This window comes from Paenibacillus sp. IHBB 10380, assembly GCF_000949425.1.
In the GTDB taxonomy this organism is placed as follows: domain Bacteria; phylum Bacillota; class Bacilli; order Paenibacillales; family Paenibacillaceae; genus Paenibacillus_AQ.
This window is the reverse complement of record NZ_CP010976.1, coordinates 2,704,083-2,723,525: the sequence shown is the minus strand read 5'-3', so window position 1 is coordinate 2,723,525 and position 19,443 is coordinate 2,704,083. Positions and strand designations below refer to the sequence as shown.

Below are 19,443 nucleotides of genomic sequence, written 5' to 3'. Positions count from 1 at the left end.
GAGGTGAGAAGATATGGCGACAATCGATAAAAAAAGTGTAGAACAGATTGTTAGAGCTGTCGGTGGCAAAGAGAATATTGAGGCAGCTACACATTGTGTAACAAGATTGAGATTTGCCCTTTATGATGAAAGTAAAGTGGATGTGGAGGCACTGGAGAGCAATGATCTTGTTAAAGGGCAATTTTCTTCCCAAGGCCAATTTCAAGTCGTAATCGGACCGGGTCTGGTTGATAAAGTATATGAAGAAATGATTACATTGACGGGTGGAGAACGTTCATCTAAGGATGATGTAAAGAAGGCAGCAGGTAAGAAGCAGAATCCTTTGCAACAGGCTATAAAAGCCCTCGCAGATATCTTCATTCCGATTCTTCCTGCCATTATAACGGCAGGTTTGTTACTTGGAATTAATAATATTCTGACAGGCGCGGGGATTTTCTTTGAAGGGGAGTCCCTTGTACAGGTCTATCCACAGTGGAAGGATTTCGCTTCGATTATTAATACAATTGCAAGTACTGCTTTTGCCTTCCTGCCCGCTCTCATTGGGTGGTCGGCGGTTATGCGATTTGGGGGCAGTCCTCTGCTAGGGATCGTGTTAGGACTCATTCTTGTTCATCCAGATTTATTGAGTGCTTATGGTTATGCTGATGCGGTAAGCGCAGGTAACGTTCCGGTATGGCACCTATTTGGCTTCGATATTGAGAAAATAGGTTATCAAGGTCAAGTGCTTCCGGTACTTGTATCTGCTTATATATTAGCTAGAATAGAAGGATTCCTGAACAAACGAATACCAGACTCCTTTAAGTTACTACTTGTCGCTCCGATTACATTACTCATTACGGGATTCTTAGCTTTTATAGTGATCGGTCCAATGACGTTTGCTATCGGTAATGCAATTACCTCAGGCCTAGTATATATTTTTGATGCCTTTCCAGCTTTGGGTGGACTCATTTATGGTGGTTTCTATTCTATGTTGGTTATTACGGGTATGCACCATACTTTCTTAGCAGTCGATGTTCAGTTGATTGGTAGTGAGGGTGGAACATTCCTATGGCCTATGCTGGCGTTATCCAACATAGCTCAAGGTTCGGCTGCATTAGCTATGATGTTTGTATTTAAGGAACAAAAGAGTAAGGGGTTGGCATTTACTTCCTCGGTTTCTGCCTTTCTCGGTGTAACTGAACCTGCCATTTTTGGAGTTAATATTCGGTATAAATATCCATTTTTCTTTGGTATGCTAGGGTCCGCGATTGCTGGGGTAGTACTTACGTTGAACCATGTTCTTGCATACTCGATTGGTGTGGGAGGCATTCCTGGATTTCTATCCATTTTCTCTAATCAATGGGGCATATTCTTTGTAGGTATGGCTGTTGTGCTTGTGGTTCCTTTTGTAGCTACAATGCTATACGGCAAACTTCTGAACAAGAGAGAGCATACATCAGCTGTGAAGAAGAGTGTTAAGAGTTCTGCAAAACTAGTAGAAACTGTTAACGATAAAGAGCAACTTACTACTAATAGGAATGAAATTCCTACTGACGTATTGGCTATTGTGGCTCCAATTGTGGGGAAGATACTTTCACTTGACCAGGTTCCTGACCCTGCCTTTGCTGAACGTCATATGGGTCAAGGGGTGGCTATTGAACCGAGTGAAGGAAAGGTATTTGCTCCGTTCGATGGTAAGGTAGCGCTTATATTCAAGACGAAGCATGCCATTATGCTAGAACATGCCACGGGCGTACAAATGCTGATCCATGTGGGTATTAATACGGTATCACTCAAGGGCAATGGCTTCACAAGTCATGTGGAGACTGGGGAAGACGTTCACGCAGGTCAGTTGCTACTTGAATTCGATCGGGATGCTATTTCAGGAGCGGGATACTCCTTGGTTACACCGATCATTATTCCAGATGGTCAAGATCGAGTGGAACGAGTCGAGGAACTGTTACACGGTGCTTCGAACCGTCGAGAAGAAATTATTAAGGTTAATCTGAAAGATGAATGATGTCGTTGTTATAAATGGGTGAAATCATGATACAATAAGCGTGGTGATCACATTGAAGAAGAATATATTTTTGCATATCTATAAAGACTTTACTGACCAAATACAAAATAATGAGTTGAGTCCAGGTGCCAAGTTACCTTCAGAGAATGAGCTTACGGAAGCGTACAATACTTCACGAGAAACGGTCCGTAAAGCACTCCAACTGCTGTCTGAGAATGGCTATATCCACAAAATTAAGGGTAAAGGCTCCTTCGTGCTTGATATTGGGCGGATGGATTTCCCTATCACTGGCTTAGTCAGTTTCAAAGAGATGTCGGAGCGGATTGGAAGACCCTCGCAAACGTTTGTGCATCAAGCAGAGCTGATCGAAGCGCCGCCTGAAATTTCGAGGCAACTTCAACTGATAAAAGGAGATTCCATCTGGAAGGTTATCCGTGTTCGTGAAATTGAAGGAGAACGGATCATTCTAGATAAGGATTGTTTTCTTCCGAGCGTTGTCCCTTTCATGGATGCATCCATAGCTGCAGGATCGATTTATGAATATCTTGAACAAGAGCTGGATGTGAAAATAAGCTATGCTAAGAAGGTCATTTCAGTAGAAGAATCAACAGAAGAGGATGCTCAGCTCCTTGACCTGCATCACTACTTACATGTAGTAGTCGTACGTAATTATGTATATTTGGAAGATACGACACTTTTTCAATATACCGAATCTAGACACCGATTGGATAAGTTTCAATTTGTAGATTTCGCTCGTCGTGTGCAAGGGAAAGAGTAGTAGATTTCGATACAATCTGAATCTTATTGGAAGTGGGAATTACCTAACGAATGGAGGCGTAATTATGATTAAGGCCTTAATATTTGATTTTGATGGTACGATTATTGATACAGAAACAGCATGGTATGTTGCCTTTCGCGAGGCATATAAGGAACATGGGGTGGATTTAACTCTTGAACAGTACTCTGAATGCATTGGGACTAGCTCAACAAATTTTGATCCCTATGAGTATTTAATAACGGAGTTAAAGTTACCTATCGATCGGCAGTTATTTAGAGATTCTATAAACATTTGTCATTCTAAGCTAATGGAGAGCGAGCAGATTCGTTCTGGGATCCAGCATTATCTAGATTCTGCTAAAGCTGCGGGTCTCCGTATCGGATTGGCGTCAAGTTCTTCTAAGGAATGGGTTAATAAACATTTAGATCAATTGGGTCTTCATCATTATTTCGATTGCATTCGTACTGCCGATGATGTAAGGAATGTTAAACCTGATCCCGAACTATATATACAGACGCTTGCATGCTTAGGAGTACAGGCTAATGAAGCGGTAGCAATTGAGGATTCTCCTAATGGTGCAATCGCTGCGAAGAATGCAGGAATGCATTGCGTGATCACGCCTAACCCGTTGACAGAGGCACTTGAATTTGATTCTTCGTATCACAGAGTACAGTCTTTAAGTGATCTGGAGTTCGATCATCTAATCTCTAATATATTTGTAACTTCATCCGAAATGACGAAACAAACGATATGATCATCTAGATCAGGTTCATTCCTCTAAATTATGCCGCATCATAGATTTGATTTAGTAAATATAGTTATGCTGTTGACCGTAGGTATTGCACCTGCGGTTTTTAAATGTTTCTACATACTTTGCTTAAAAACCATTATCGACCTATGGTCAGTATATCAACTTAAATTTCCCCCTATTTAACAAAATAATCACCCTTACGTTAATGGGGCTAAACATCTACTATAGGTATGAGGTCGAATCATTGAATTGTATCATTTTTTGGAGAAAAATGTTAAAGTATAAGTCATAATATGTTCCTTGATAATTCAATAGACCCATTGATCGCAACAATTTAATAATTCTTTTACTGGATTAATTACACAAACTCACGAATTATCCATCTGTGGTATCTGGACATGCATCATCGTCAGTCTCCCCCAACAAGTAAGACTACACGTCATTCAACTCACATTTCCTACTTACTCAATCACTCGCATACTCAATTTACACATATAACCCGCTCAACGCACACATACAATCCGACCAACTCACTTATACAACTCGCAGTCACTATTTAATCTACTCATCCACTCATCTTAGATTATTTCTACTAGCTCGGTTTTCCGTTGTCTGAATTTGAAAGCGATTTATCGTACGCATTTTCCCTTTAGTGAGACAACGGAGATTTCGAAAGGAGGCGTAAACTTCTCTTTTGACCTTTTTCAACTTGCGCGAATTATTAGCTTATAGGAAGGTGTTATTTAAATCCCGTAACCATTGCGCAATGTGCTGGATTTGGCGCTGACGGGTGACTTTATTAAGAAACAAGATAGTACCTCCTTCATTAAGGGTCTACATATTTATAATAAAACCCGAGAGCCTACGCTGTATCAATGAATGGAAGAAAGCGTCGTCAAACTCGGGTATTTAAACTACTCAATTTTCCATAGGGAGCGTGTATTTATGTTCAGAGAAATCCATAAGTCAAAAATCCATCGTGCGGTTGTAACGGAAGCAAATTTAAATTATGTAGGAAGCATTACGATCGATGAAGATATTCTAGATGCTTCTAATATCATCGAGAACGAAAAGGTACAGATCGTTAACATCAATAACGGAGCAAGACTGGAGACATATGTCATTGTTGGACCTAGAGGATCTGGTGTTGTTTGTCTGAATGGAGCTGCTGCTCGGTTGGTACAACCTGGCGATCTGGTGATTATTATCTCGTACGCGATGATGGAGGAGAGCGAAGCAAGGAATTATAAGCCTAATGTAGTCATTATGGATGAAAATAATCGTATCGTAACGGACTCTTATAAAGAGCTGCACTCCACTACGGTTTAATATCTGAGACGAAAGTAGGGGAGCTAAATGAGCTTAGTCCACAATCTCTCGCAAGTACTCCTTGCAAGTCAAAGAAATGGTGCTGGAATAACGTTTTGTGAAGCGGGAAGAGAGCGATTCATGTCGTACGGACAGCTTCTCGAGACTGCCCAAGTGGTGTTAGGCCAACTGCAAGAAAGAGGAATGGGTGTTAAAAGTTATGTCGTACTCCAGACAGAAGACAATGAACGGTTTATTGTTCTGTTCTGGGCCTGTGTATTAGGCGGAATGATCCCAGTTCCGCTTACGGCGGGACGAACGGATGAAGGGCGGAGAAAGCTACTCCAAGTAAGTAAGCAGCTTGGTGAACCGTATTTGCTGTGTGAGCCTGACATTTGGGAATCTGTTCTCGCTTATTGTTCGAAGAATGAAGAGCCTAAGGCAGTAGAGAAGCTCCAGAGCAGAATGATGTATATAGAAGAAATGATGGAAGCTGGAGTCGGGCTTAGTCGACTGGGTAGCATTTATGATTCAACAGAAGAAGATGTAGCCGTTATACAGTTCACATCAGGCTCAACAGGAGATCCTAAAGGTGTTGTATTAACGCATGGTAATCTGTTGTCAAATATGCGGGCGATAATGGCTGGGTCCCAATCAACAGAAGCAGATTCATCTCTAAGCTGGCTACCCTTAACCCATGATATGGGCTTAATAGGGTTTCATCTAACCCCAATTCTAGGGGGAATGAATCAATGGCAAATGCCTACGTCGATGTTCGTGCTTCATCCGATGAAGTGGATGGAATTGACAAATAAACATCGTATTACTTGTTTGTCATCGCCAAACTTCGGTTATGTTCATTTTCTCCAGCACTTTAAAGCTGAGGCTGCGCTGCATTGGGATTTATCTTCAGTACGCCTCATCTTCAACGGGGCGGAGCCAATATCAGCAACTCATATCCGGCAATTCATTGCGCACATGAAGCCATATGGGCTTAGTGAAAATTGCATTTTTCCCGTATATGGATTAGCCGAGGCTAGTTTGGCTGTGACGTTCCCGCATGTGGAGGAAAGGTTAAATTCACTCTACTTGAACAGGAAGAGTATGAATATCGATGACGAGATACAAATCATATCATCTGAGGATCCAGATTATATCGAAATTGTAGAGCTTGGATTTCCAGTGCTGGATTGTAATGTGCGAGTCTGCAACGAGAAGGGGAAAGAAGTCTCTGATGGCAACGTCGGTCTTGTACATATCAAGGGTAGCAATGTGACAAAAGGTTATTTCAATCGACCGGATGTAAACGAAGTAACGATATCCCCAGACGGTTGGCTTAATACAGGTGATCTTGGATTTATGCGCTATGGCCGTTTATATGTGACTGGTCGTATAAAGGATATTATCTTCGTGAACGGACAAAACGTATATCCACATGATCTTGAGGCACTCGTAAGTGAAGTTAACGGTGCTGAAATCGGAAAAGTGGCCATCTGCGCTGTTCAAGATGATGTATCAAAACAGGATGAGATTGTGGTATTCATTCAGTATCGTGGCAAGCTGGGCGGATTCATGCCGCTAAGAGATCAAATTCAGAGGCTCTTAAACCGAAGAACTGGATTTCATGTGAAGCTCATTGTTCCGGTACGACGTATTCCAAAGACAACCTCCGGAAAAATTCAACGATATATCCTTGCCGATAGTATGCGAAGCGGTGAGTTTGCTTCTGTTCTCGCAGAGTTGGACTTACTGGAGCAAGCATTGGAACTGGAGCCTACTGAAGAAATAATTGTTCCTCCTAGCACGGATACAGAGCACAAAATATTAGCTATATGGCATAAGGTACTTAAGAGGGATCGGATCGGAATTGAGAGTCATTTTCTGGAGAATGGAGGTAATTCTCTGCGGGCGACTTACGTAGCAGCCCAACTGCAAGAGACGTTCGCTATAGACATTTCGCTTGGTGAGCTCTTCCAACATCATACTGTCCGATCACTGGCTACTTTTATCGACGATATGGTAGAGGGTAACGTTCGAAGTAACGCGCAAGGGCGTATTGAGAAGGTGGAGTCGAGGGACTGGTATCCAGCTTCATCTGCACAGAGGAGATTATATATTCTCGAAGAGATGAATCCGGGCTTACTTAACTATCACCTGCCACAATCGATTACCATTGACGGAAAGTTGGATCTGGATAGATTCCAGCAGGCTTGGCGATTACTTGTTGGACGGCATGCCGGATTACGCACTTCATTCGTTATGGAAGATGATCGGGTAGTACAGCGCATTGCAACAGATGTAGAACTGCCAATTGCATATGTGGATGGTCGCGAATGGTTAGAGAGTGGAATACAGAGCAGGATGAAGTCATTTCTTCAATCTTATTTGCTAGACAAGGCACCATTGTTCCGGATTGAACTGATCACTCTGGAGGATGAGGGCCATCTTATGTTGTTCGACATGCATCATCTGATTACTGATGGTACGGCGATGGGTATTTTGATTGGAGAATTTGTTGCCTTGTACGAAGGTAAGGAACTTCTTCCAATGACGCTAGACTACGGTGATATTGTCTTATGGGAGGAAGCATCCAAACAAGACGAACGTAAGGTTAAACAGCAAATGTACTGGCGGAAGTTATTCGACAATGGTGTTCCAACGGTTAATATCCCAATGGATTATTTGCGACCGCTAAACCCTAGTTATAGGGGAGCAACAGAAAAAGTTATTTTGGATGCGAAGCTCACAACAGAGCTGGAGCTACTGGCTGCTCAAACGGGGAGTACGCTATATGCCGTATTAGTTTCGATTTATTACATATTGCTAAGTAAGTATACGGGAGCTGATGACGTCGTCATTGGAACAGTCGCAGCTGGAAGAACGCGCTCGGAGATGGATGGTATTGTTGGCTTGTTCGTCAATATGGTGCCGCTTAGACTCCAGGTGGACCACACACTACCATTATTCCAATGTTTGGAAAAAATGAGCGGCGATATGATGGCATCACTAGGTAATCAGGAGGTTCCCTATGAAGAGATTGTGGAACTGGCTCAGGCTAAACGGGAATATGGACGCAACCCAATGTTCGATACCGTGTTTACGTTGCAAAATATGGAGCTTCCGGAATTCAGAGCGACGGAAGTAACATTTAAACCAGCACCTATGGACACGAACACAGCGAAGTTTGATATGAGTTGGGAATGTGTATCGTCAGAAGAAGGCATTAATATTTCCATCGAATATGCGCTTGATTTGTATAGTTCAGAGACGGTGCAGCAGTTTGCTCGTCACTACATCGCCTTGGCGAGAGAAGCGGTTCGGTATCCCGATGCGCCTCTGATCGAACTCAACCTGCTGGATACGGATGAACGTTCAATGCTTATGGGTAATAGCCAAGCACAACAAACGCCGTACCCTAGGGATATTCCACTACATCGGATATTTGAACAGCAAGCTTCACTTGTGCCGGAACATATCGCAGTTGTGTTGGAAGAAGAGTCCATGACATATGCCGAGCTAAATGAGGCGGCGAATGCGCTAGCGAGATGGATGACAAATCGTGGGGTAACCCAACATTCGCGTGTCGCGCTTGTGCTTTCTCGATCTTGTGACATGCCGATTGCCATTCTCGCAGTCTTGAAAACAGGTTCGGCTTATGTACCAATCGATCCCAAATATCCAGCAGATCGTATTCGATTCATGCTTCAGGATGCTGGTATTTCCACACTTATTGCGGGTGCCTCGACAACCAGTATGTGCCGTGAGCTTTTGTGCGAATCCGATATGAGTATCGATGTCATTGATATGGATGCTAAACGCGGGGAGTGGAGGAAGGAAGACAACCATAACCTGTTTGTTGAATCAACGGCGCAGGATATTGCCTATATTATGTACACCTCTGGCTCTACGGGTATTCCGAAGGGCATTTTGACAACTCATCGCAACGTTTCCCGAGTTGTTGTGGATACAGACTATATCCGTTTAACAGATGAAGATGTCTTGCTGCAGTTATCCAATTATTCCTTTGATGGTTCGACCTTTGACTTGTATGGAGCTTTGTTGAACGGATCCAAGCTTGTTCTTGTAAATGAAGACGATCTGCTAGATATCCATCAGTTGATAAGGTTGGTCAGAAACAATAATGTCAGTGTGTTTTTTACGACTACGGCATTGTTTAATACATTGGTCGATCATGGACTGGAAGAGTTACCTAAGCTTCGTCACATTCTGTTCGGTGGTGAGCGGGCATCTGCCCCGCATGTTAAGAGAGCGCTACGTACTCTAGGCCCTGGGGTGCTATTACATGTATATGGACCGACAGAATCATCCGTCTTTGCAACCTGTTATAAGGTCGAAGAGTTGGAACAAGACGGAGTAATCATTCCAATTGGCAAGCCGATTGCACATTCAGAAGCGTATGTCTTGGATGTGAGTGGAAATATGGTTCCTGCAATTGTTCCTGGCGAGCTATGTATTGCAGGTGATGGCGTAGCTTCAGGTTATTTAAATATGCAAGAGATGACTGACTCTAAATTTATTCCGCATCCCTTCAAGGCTGGGGAATTGTTATACAAGACGGGAGATTTGGTCAGACGATTGCCAGATGGAAATTTAGAGTTTATGGATCGAATGGATACGCAGGTGAAGTTGCGCGGATTCCGTATTGAGCTTGGAGAAATCGAGAGTAAGCTGCTAGAGTGCGCTGGTATGAGAGAAGCCGTTGTAGTCTTGAGATACCGTGATAGTGATCCGCTACTATGCGCCTATGTCGTAGCTGAAGAGTCGATATCTATTGAACGGCTGCGCGTAGAGCTGGCTGTGAAGCTTCCGACGTTTATGATTCCCGCTGCGTTCGTACAACTGGAGAAGCTTCCGCTCACCGCGAATGGGAAATTGAACAAAAATGCGTTGCCTGAGCCGGATTATACCGCACAAGGAGTGGCTGCTGCATATGTCGCGCCGGCGACCCTTACGGAGGAGAAGGTTGCGGGGATCTGGCAACAGGTGTTGAAGGTAGAAGCTGTCGGTGTATGCGATCATTTCTTCGAACATGGCGGGCATTCTCTGAAAGCGGCGACGCTCGTATCTGAAATTTATAAACAATGCCAGGTTCGAATGCCGATCAAGGAGATTTTCCAGCGTCCGACGGTGAGAGAACAAGCAGCATGGATCGACGGAGCGAGTAAAGAGGCATTTGATCCAATCTTACAGGTACCTATGTCATCATCTTATCCATTGAGTCCTTCACAACAGCGAATATTCCTTATTGAAGCAATGGGGGATGTTGGGATAACTTATCATATTCCGCTTGTACTGCGTTTAACGAAGCAAGTTCAGCGCAGTGAGCTTGCGCGGGGCATTAGGGAGCTTATCAGCCTGCATGAACCGTTACGAACATCGTTCCGTTTGACTGGCGGCGAGGCATGTCAGATTGTGCATGAACGAGTCCATTTCGAGCTACAGGAAACAAAATGTGAAGAGAATGGGTTAGAAGAGTTGTTCCGAACATTCGTACAGCCACTCGACTTGGCGCAAGCGCCAATGCTCGACGCTCGTCTTGTAAGTTGTGAATCGGGTGAAGCTTACCTATTCCTTAATCTGCACCACATTATCGCTGATGGCATATCTATCGGGTTAATCATGGAGCAACTTGTACAACTAGTAGATGGAGAGAACCTAGAGCCACCTCTTGTTCATTACAAGGACTATGCCGTATGGAGAACAAAACAGAATGTGACTGAGCGACTGCTTGAGAGTGATCGTTATTGGCAGTCTCAACTTGCAGCACCGCTACCACTTCTAGATATGCCACTTGATTTCCCTCGTGGAGAACGGCAATCTTTCGGTGGCGAGACAGTGGTATTCGACATCCCTGCTCAGCTATCTAATCGCCTACAAGATTTGTCGGACACCATTGGCGTTAGCCTAAACAGCGTGCTATTTGCATCCTATGCGATATTGCTCCAGAAATATACGGGCCAGAGGGATTTGGTCATTGGCGCCCTAACGGCTGGAAGGACCCATCCTGATACGACGAATATGGTCGGGATGTTTAATGGATTCCTACCTATTCGTCTTGAAGTGGAGGAAGTCGAAAGCTTCATTCAGATTGCAAAGGATGCCCATGAACAATTGCTTGCAGCATTCGAGTATCAAGAAACTTCCTTTGATCGAATGATCGAAGCGGCACAATTGTCGTATGAACCATCGCGTAATGCACTGTTTGATACGATGCTGATTTTGCATAACCAGTTCGATGCTAACCCTGAGGTGAAGGGCCGTACATGGGGATTACAACCCGTTCCAATTAGCGGGAATGCTACGTCCAAGCTCGATTTTAAATTAGATATTTATGGTAATGGCAGCAGCGGTCTACGTGGAGAATTGGAATTTAACACAAGCCTGTTCCGAAGAGATACGATGGAGCGTCTTGCTCAGCGATTGATGATTCTGCTGGAGCAAGTGGTAGATCATCCAGCGGAGAGTTCTTCTTCTATTCGCTTGATCTCGGATATGGAGGAGCAAGTCCTACTTCGGGAATGGAATGATACGATTAATGATTATCCTCAAGGCTGCACTATTCATGGAATGTTTGAGACACAGGTAGCGAAGACCCCTGATGCCATTGCGATCCGATCTCGGGAAGGGACGCTTACTTACGGGGAACTGAATGAGCGGGCAAATCGGCTCGCTCTGCAACTCCGTAATAAGGGAGTCGAGGCAGATTCGATCATACCGATTGTTGCACAACGTTCTTTTGCAATGATGATTGGCATTATGGGTATTTTAAAGGCCGGAGCCGCTTACTTGCCTATCGACCCTGAATTTCCTGAGGATCGGATTCGCTATATTCTCGAAGATAGTGGGGCCACGCTTCTGTGCGCAGAGCGCAGATGGATGGATCGGTTGTCGTTCGAAGGAGAAATTGTTGATCTCGAAGGTTTAGAGGAGAACGTGGAACTTCTGTCGGAAGTGCTGGAACCAATATCCAACTCGCGGAATTTGGCCTACGTCATTTATACATCTGGATCTACCGGCAAACCGAAGGGTGTCATGATTGAGCACGAATCGGTCATAAACCGATTGCATTGGATGCAATGTCAATATCCTATAGATTCTCAGGATATTATTCTACAAAAGACACCGATTACGTTCGATGTTTCGGTATGGGAGCTGTTCTGGTGGAGCTTTGTCGGCGCTTCCGTTTATTTGTTGGAGCCACATGGAGAGAAGGAGCCGCAGATCATGATGAGCGTTGTGGACGAGCAGTCCGTGACAGTCATGCACTTTGTTCCTTCCATGCTCAGCGTATTTCTTCAATATGCAACGGAATCGGGACGGGATAAGCCGCTCGGTGATATGCGCTATGTGTTTACAAGCGGAGAGGCATTGAAGCCTGCGCATGTGGAAGGTTTCTATCAAATGATTTCACGTGGAGAGGCGAACACTAGTCTCATTAATTTGTATGGACCGACCGAGGCAACTGTGGATGTCAGCGCTTATGATTGTGCCAACTATTCACAAGGGTCAGTGCCAATTGGCGCGCCGATAGACAATACACGATTATATGTTGTTGACGAGCAGCTGAGTCTTCAGCCAATCGGCATTCCGGGAGAGCTTTGTATTGCAGGGGTAGGTCTCGCTAGAGGTTATCTCAATCGTGGTGAGTTGACGGCAGAGAAATTTGTACCCGATACATTCTTCCCTGGCGAGCGAATGTATCGGACAGGAGATCGTGCGCGTTGGCTACCAGATGGTAATATCGAATATTTGGGCAGATTCGACCATCAGGTTAAAATCAGGGGTCTTCGGATTGAATGCGGAGAGATAGAGCATGCGTTACTGCAACTCGAGACGGTCTCTGATGCGGTTGTCACAACAGTGAAGGATCGAGTAGGTGAGATAGCATTGTGCGCTTACGTAGTGACAACTTATACACTTGATGAGCGTGAACTGAAGAATACACTCAAGCGGTCGCTCCCAGAATATATGGTTCCATCGCTATTTGTTTTCATGAGTGCGCTACCGCTGAGTGCAAGCGGTAAGACTGACCGTAACCGGCTTCCGCAACCGACTTATTCTGATTCTGTCGGCGGGGGAGAGCCGCGCAATGAAACAGAGCGGCGACTAGCCGAGCTATGGAGGCATATCCTTGGCGTTGATCGGGTAAGTGTAGACGACCATTTCTTTGTATTAGGTGGACATTCGCTTCGCGCTGCTCAGTTATCCGGAGCGGTGGAACAGCAACTGGAGGTCGCCTTCTCGATGAAGGATGTGTTCGGGGCTCCAATATTGGAGGATATGGCGGCGTTCATCGATGCGGCGCCGAGGAAAGCGGTAGTGAATATTCAGAGAACGAAGCAGCAGGCTACGTATCCGTTGTCACTTGCCCAGAACCGAATGTTCGTGCTGCATCATGTGAATCCATCTGGGACGACCTACAATTTGCCACTTGCGCTAAAGATGATAGGTGAGTTAGATGTGGAGCGGATGCAACAGGCGCTGCAAGGTCTTATCGACCGGCATGAACCGCTAAGGACGAGCTTCGAATGGAACGAAGGTGTGCCTGTTCAACGCATTCATGAACATGTGACGTTGATAGCAAATATTACAAGAGTTGAAGATGTGAATAGTGTGGAAGGAGCAAAAGGATTTATTGAGCCGTTTGACTTACAGAGGGCTCCGCTTCTACGCGCTTCGATGATGACGAATGGTGAACAGGATCATATGCTCCTTCTCGACATGCATCATATCGTATCTGATGGTATTTCCATGTCTGTGTTGGCAAAGGATTTCTCTGTGTTGTACCGCAGAGGCACACTCCCTCCGCTTGATGTCCAATACAGAGATGTTGCCGTATGGCAGCAAGCTTGGATGAGTAGCGATGACCGGTATCGGCAGGAGCAATATTGGCAGGAGACACTGTCGGGAACATTACCGCTTCTGGACTTGCCAACGGACAGGCCTCGCTCCGTCGAGCAGAGCTTCGCGGGAAGCAAGCTTATCGACTCACTACCCATTACGCTGATGGAGGGGGTAGAGTCATTAGCAATGGCGTCAGGTATGACGTCCTACCACATTCTGCTGGCCTGTTTCCACCTTCTGCTCTACAAAATGACGGGGCAAGAGGATATCATCGTTGGAACGCCGATAGGCGGAAGATTTCATCCAGTGACTGAGACGCTTGTTGGGATGTTTGTTAATACGGTTGCCATACGCAGCGAGCCATCGGGTGATCTGACCTTTCTCGAGTTCGCGGAATCAATAAAAGAGAGAGTGCTGGGAGCGATGCACAACGGCATGCTACCGTTTGAGCATTGCGTGACCGCTCTTGATGTACCGCGCGATCTAAGCCGGAATCCAATCTTCGATGTGATGTTTGTTTTGCAGAACATGGAGACTCCAACGATGGAGGCAGATAAGCTTCGATTGGAGTCATGTTCGCTGGAACATGCCGTATCCAAGCTGGATATGACGTTTGAGCTGGCGGAACGAGAAGGCAGAATGGATATCGCCGTAGAGTATGCGACGGCTCTGTTCGACCCGGATAGCATTCGTAGGATTATAAGCTCCTATATCCGCATTGTAGAGACGGTTACGCGGGATGAAGATATTCCATTGTGTCAAATCAGCTTGCTGACGGCAGAGGAAGAAGCGAGTCAAATTAATGCTTTCAATGGGACAGCTATAGCCTATCCAAGTCAAAGGACTGTGGAGAGCTATCTGGAAGCACAGGCAGAGTGGATTCCCCATGCAACGGCTGTTGTAGATGATGAATTGGGGGAAATGTCGTATGGCGAGTTGAATGAGCGTGCCAATCGTCTGGCAAGGGCGCTGAGAAAACGAGGGGTAAAGTGCGAGGATACCGTTGCGATCATGATGGAACGTTCCATCGAAATGGTCATTGCGATCTTCGGGATATTGAAGGCGGGAGCGGCGTATGTGCCAATAGCGCCTCAATTACCAGAGGAGCGCATCCATTATATGCTTTCCGATTCTGGAGCAACGATCGTACTAACACGGGGCACAGGATTTCGTAATTTAGCACTAGGTTCCGAGATATTGGATGTCGCGAATGTGTTACAGCAGGAGCAGGATGGTTCGGCTTTGGAGAAGATCCATCATTCGCGTAACCTGGCTTATGTGCTGTATACATCGGGTTCAACGGGACAACCCAAGGGTGTCATGATTGAGCATCATTCTATCGTCAACCGTATCATGTGGATGCAGAATAACTATTCCTTGGATATGGACGATGTTATTTTACAGAAAACGCCGATCACATTCGATGTGTCGGTCTGGGAACTGTTTTGGTGGAGTTTTGTTGGAGCTAAACTGTGCCTGCTTGCGCCTGGCGGAGAGAAGGATCCTGGAGCAATCGTAAATGCGATTGCGAAACATGCGGTGACGACTATGCATTTTGTACCGTCGATGCTTCATCTCTTCATGGACAGTCTTGGCATTGTTGAAGCTGGTGAGGATCTTGTGAGCTTGCGTACTATCTTCGCTAGCGGCGAGGCTCTCACAGTCGATCAGGTGGAGCGATTCAGAAGTAATATCGGCAAACCATATCATGCGGCGCTCATCAACCTGTATGGTCCGACTGAGGCGACGGTTGATGTGTCATATTACAATTGCATGGAAGAAGAATCTCTGACAAGTGTACCGATTGGGAAGCCAATCGATAATATCTCTTTATATGTTGTGAACGACGCTTTGCGGCTACAACCTGTAGGAATTGCTGGAGAGCTGTGTATCTCAGGTGTTGGCTTGGCTCGTGGTTACTGGAGACGCCCTGATTTGACAACGGATAGGTTCGTGAAGAATCCTTTCGTAGCTGGTGAAGTGATGTACCGGACAGGAGACTTGGCGAGATGGCTACCGGACGGAAATATCGAATACTTGGGACGAATGGATCACCAAGTGAAGATAAGAGGATATCGCATTGAGTGTGGCGAGATCGAACATGCGCTCATCAATCATCCAAGTGTGAAAGAAGCCGTTGTGATTAAACGTGAAGGAACTGCTGGATCAGCAGAATTCCTATGCGCCTATATCGTATCTTCGGAGCCTGTTACCTCGATGCAATTACGAGAACATCTGGCAACAACGTTGCCCGACTACATGATCCCAGCCGTCTATGTGGAGCTACCGCAGATGCCGTTGTCTCCGAATGGCAAAGTAGATCTGAAGGCATTGCCAGCACCAGATGGGATGTTGGATACAGGGATGCGCTATGTCGAAGTTTCAGGTGAAACGCAGCGAGCGATCGTCGTTGTATGGGGAGAGTTACTTGGTCGCTCGGATATCGGTGCGAATCATAATTTCTTCGATGTCGGTGGGGAATCGTTGCTACTCATCCGCGTTCATCAACGTCTGGACGAGCTATACCCTGGTGTGCTGAAGGTGACGGATTTGTTCAACTATCCGACGATCGCATTGCTTGCTGAATTTATCGACTCACGGGGTGATAGGCTTCGCGTCTGGCATTGGAGTGGTATTTCGTTGCGGGATGATTGTACGAATGAAGCATATGCTGCGCAATGGAAGGGTTCGTTCCAATTGACGTTGGACACAGATTTGGTACAGGGGCTGAATAAGCTCGCGGAGTCTCAATCCGTTGCTGTAGAATCGGTAACTCTGGCGCTTTATCTACTGTTCTGGAAGCAGCAAGCAGATTCGAATCATATCCTATTGCCTGTCGCAACATCTAAAGGACGGATCGCTCCTATTGAGATTGATTTCAGCACAGTGAAGGAGTTCAACGAAATGCTACGAGTAGTCGTTTCGTCGTTGACTGATGCTGAGGTGAACTATGATTTGCAGCAGGTGAAGTTAGAGCGCGAAAATCATGACGGATTTAGTGTGGCGCCGTTGTATGTGGACGGATCGAAGAACAGCATTACTACGGGGCAGGAACTGCTCCAAGTATTTGATATCGTCCTGACGATGGATAGTAGCAAGGGAACAGCAGCTAAGGGTGTCATAAATGGGTTATTGGAATTTAATGCACGCCGTTTGAAGAAGGAGAAAGTCAAGGAATGGGCACAAGGGTATGTCAAACTGCTGAGGATGGCTGTTCATCAGTTTCAACAGACAGCAAATTCTGCTACTGACGACAACTAGAAAAATAAGTCGAAAATGCAAAGGAGCACCTATGTGAAAAAGATATTATTAATGATTGGGAATATTGCTCTCTATTTGGGTATCTTCTATGCCGTGCTATTTTTGCTAAGGGAGACCTATCAGTGGGAGGCTACTGCTGGCTTTGCGAGATTTCTAGATTATAATCCTGCTATGTTCATGGCAGTGCTCTCTGGTTCAATCTTGTTGCTCTACATGCTGTTATTCCGCTTGAAGAGAAGCATATGGCCCGGGCAGGTGCAAACCTTGTTTCAGACGAGTGGTTTTAAACGGATTTCACTCAAAAATACGTTATTTATGTTTGGAATGGGGTTAGCAGGCTGTCTATTTAGCATCGGGCTTATGGAAATAGACCTTGTAGCACGCAACTTCCCTTCCATTCCAGGTCTTGTGAATGACATGATGAGAAGTGACTCCATTTTGTTCGTCATTCTTGGAGTAGGTCTGCTAGGTCCGATTTACGAGGAGATATTGTTTAGAGGATTAATTTACAATCATTTACGATCCGTTATGCCTATGATTACTGCGATTATTGTACAAGCTGCAGTCTATGCATATTTTCAACCGAGTCTAAGTTTGTCTGCTATCGGACTTGGATCGGGGATTATATATGCGATATTGTGCATTCGACTGTCCTCCATATGGGCTCCAATTATTTTACAAACTTCAGCGATGAGTCTCATCTTTATTGCTAAGTATGTTGGATTCTATGAAGCGGTAGATAAACTAGGCGAAGGTATGCTGTATGTCATAACCATTGTGAGCCTACTCAGTTTACTAGCAGGTACTGTATATGTATGGAGAAATGGCAATGGAGAAACTAGGGACCCTGTACAAGGGAAATCTATTCCGACGAGTGGGGGGTTATAAGTTGAAACAATGGGGTCTAATGTTAGCAAAAGTTGGCGTTATTATCGGCATTTATTTTGCTTGGTTTTTCACGGCACTATATATATTCAATCATTTCATTTATCAGGATAATGCGTGGTTTCAGCAGAATACATTAATCTTTATCGTCTTTAATGATATTGTGAGTTTCCCGCTTATGTACCTCGCACTGAAATATATTTTTAAAGTGAATATATTTCAAGCTGCACGGTATCGGAAGATGGGGGGGAGAGCGCTTGTGCTCTCCCTAGTTGTTGGCTTAGGAGCAGGGCTATTCACAGTTGCATTTGCACAATGGCCTGGAATTCAATCCGAATTAGTACAATTCAATGTTCTTTTCGATTATCTTTATCGGGTCGAGTGGTATGTGTTTCTACTGTTCCTTCTTCTTGGAAATATATATAAGGAAACGTTATTCAGAGGGGTACTCCTTAATGCGTTTAGAGGCGTCCTTCCATTATTTATTTCCATTGTACTTCAAGGTATTTTGTACGGCGTATTATTTTTTACCGGCGATATCCCGCTATCGATTTACGGATTTCTAGGAGCTGTTATTTTTGCTCTGATCTATGTCTGGTTCGATTCCATCTGGGCGCCAATAGCAGCTCAAGTGGCTTGCCAAGGCATACAGTATATCCTTTGGCATTCGGGTCCTAAGACAGACAATCTTGCTGTATTAACAACTGGAATGGCCATATCTCTTATAATCATTGTCATTGGAATCTTCTTAGCCAAGCGGGAGGTTCGTAATACATCAACACAACAAGGGGCGATTAATCTGTGAGAACAGTATTGATATTCGCTAAATCTCTGTTATATCTCATCATTTATGCAGGAATCGTCATGCTTATGAATACAGCGATATATAACTGGATAACACAGCCCGATCTAAAAACTTGGTTTAACAACAATCCAGCGAGCATTTTTATTATCGCCAATCTCATTGTTCTTGCACTCTATATACCTTTACAACGATTGCAACGTATTTCTTTTACCGATCTGGGCTTTATCCCTCCGAAATCGTTGGTGGTTAGCGCTGGAGCAGGTCTTTCACTGGGTCTGTTTATTGCATCATTCTCAGGGATCTCTTGGATCAAAGACAACTACCCTGAAATAGCTAATCTAGTAACTTTCATTATTGATGGAGGGCACTTTTTAGTTATTTTATTTGGAAGCATCCTACTAGGATCTTTATTAGAAGAATGGCTCTTCCGAGGTTTGTTGCTACATTTGTTCCGCGAGCGATTCTCCACACTAATGTCGGTATTGCTGCAAGCTGTGTTTTTTGGGGCTGTCTTTATGAATATAACCGTAGGTCTCTTTGCGGCACTAGGAGCAGTTATTTATGGTGTGATTCGTGTCTCGACAGGGTCGATATGGTCATCATTAATTACACATATGATCAGTACGACCTCCCTGTATGTTGTATCGCTTTTTATTAAAGAGTGGTCTTCAGGTACGGTGGTTGCATTTACCGTTATTAGTGGTTTGGCACTTCTAGCGCATATTTTTGTTCTGTTATTTCGTTCTCGCCGACTGCCACAGAATAAGCAAGCAGCAGGTAGCTTCAAATAG

General features: G+C 44.8%; 8 protein-coding genes. All 8 read left to right on the top strand.

Features of this window, described 5'->3' with window-relative positions; genetic code table 11:
* Positions 1-13 precede the first annotated feature (13 nt).
* The 8 genes from treP to UB51_RS11745 all read left to right on the top strand — a co-directional run bounded on the left by treP (position 14) and on the right by UB51_RS11745 (position 19,443).
* Positions 14-1,999 (top strand): PTS system trehalose-specific EIIBC component, encoded by a 1,986-nt coding sequence (gene treP / locus UB51_RS11780; RefSeq protein WP_044877455.1) that lies wholly within the window; start codon positions 14-16, stop codon positions 1,997-1,999.
* Positions 2,000-2,051: 52 nt separating this feature from the next.
* On the top strand, positions 2,052-2,777 hold the full coding sequence (gene treR / locus UB51_RS11775) for a trehalose operon repressor (protein ID WP_044877454.1): 726 nt from the start codon (positions 2,052-2,054) through the stop codon (positions 2,775-2,777).
* Between the two features lie 64 nt (positions 2,778-2,841).
* A complete protein-coding gene (locus UB51_RS11770; RefSeq protein ID WP_044877453.1) occupies positions 2,842-3,531 on the top strand; it encodes an HAD family hydrolase in 690 nt (229 codons plus the stop codon).
* 942 nt (positions 3,532-4,473) lie between these two features.
* A complete protein-coding gene (gene panD, locus UB51_RS11765) occupies positions 4,474-4,857 on the top strand; it encodes an aspartate 1-decarboxylase (RefSeq protein WP_044877452.1) in 384 nt (127 codons plus the stop codon).
* Between the two features lie 27 nt (positions 4,858-4,884).
* Positions 4,885-16,962, top strand: coding sequence for a non-ribosomal peptide synthetase (locus tag UB51_RS11760; protein WP_044877451.1), 12,078 nt, complete (start codon positions 4,885-4,887; stop codon positions 16,960-16,962).
* 33 nt (positions 16,963-16,995) lie between these two features.
* Positions 16,996-17,850: a CPBP family intramembrane glutamic endopeptidase gene (locus UB51_RS11755; RefSeq protein ID WP_044877450.1), complete on the top strand. Its 855-nt coding sequence runs from the start codon at positions 16,996-16,998 to the stop codon at positions 17,848-17,850.
* A 1-nt stretch (position 17,851) separates the two neighbouring features.
* Positions 17,852-18,652, top strand: a complete 801-nt coding sequence (locus UB51_RS11750; RefSeq protein ID WP_044877449.1) for a CPBP family intramembrane glutamic endopeptidase — start codon at positions 17,852-17,854, stop codon at positions 18,650-18,652.
* Complete coding sequence (locus tag UB51_RS11745; RefSeq protein ID WP_044877448.1) at positions 18,649-19,443, top strand: CPBP family intramembrane glutamic endopeptidase; 795 nt, start codon at positions 18,649-18,651, stop codon at positions 19,441-19,443. Before UB51_RS11750 ends, UB51_RS11745 begins: the two co-directional genes overlap by 4 nt.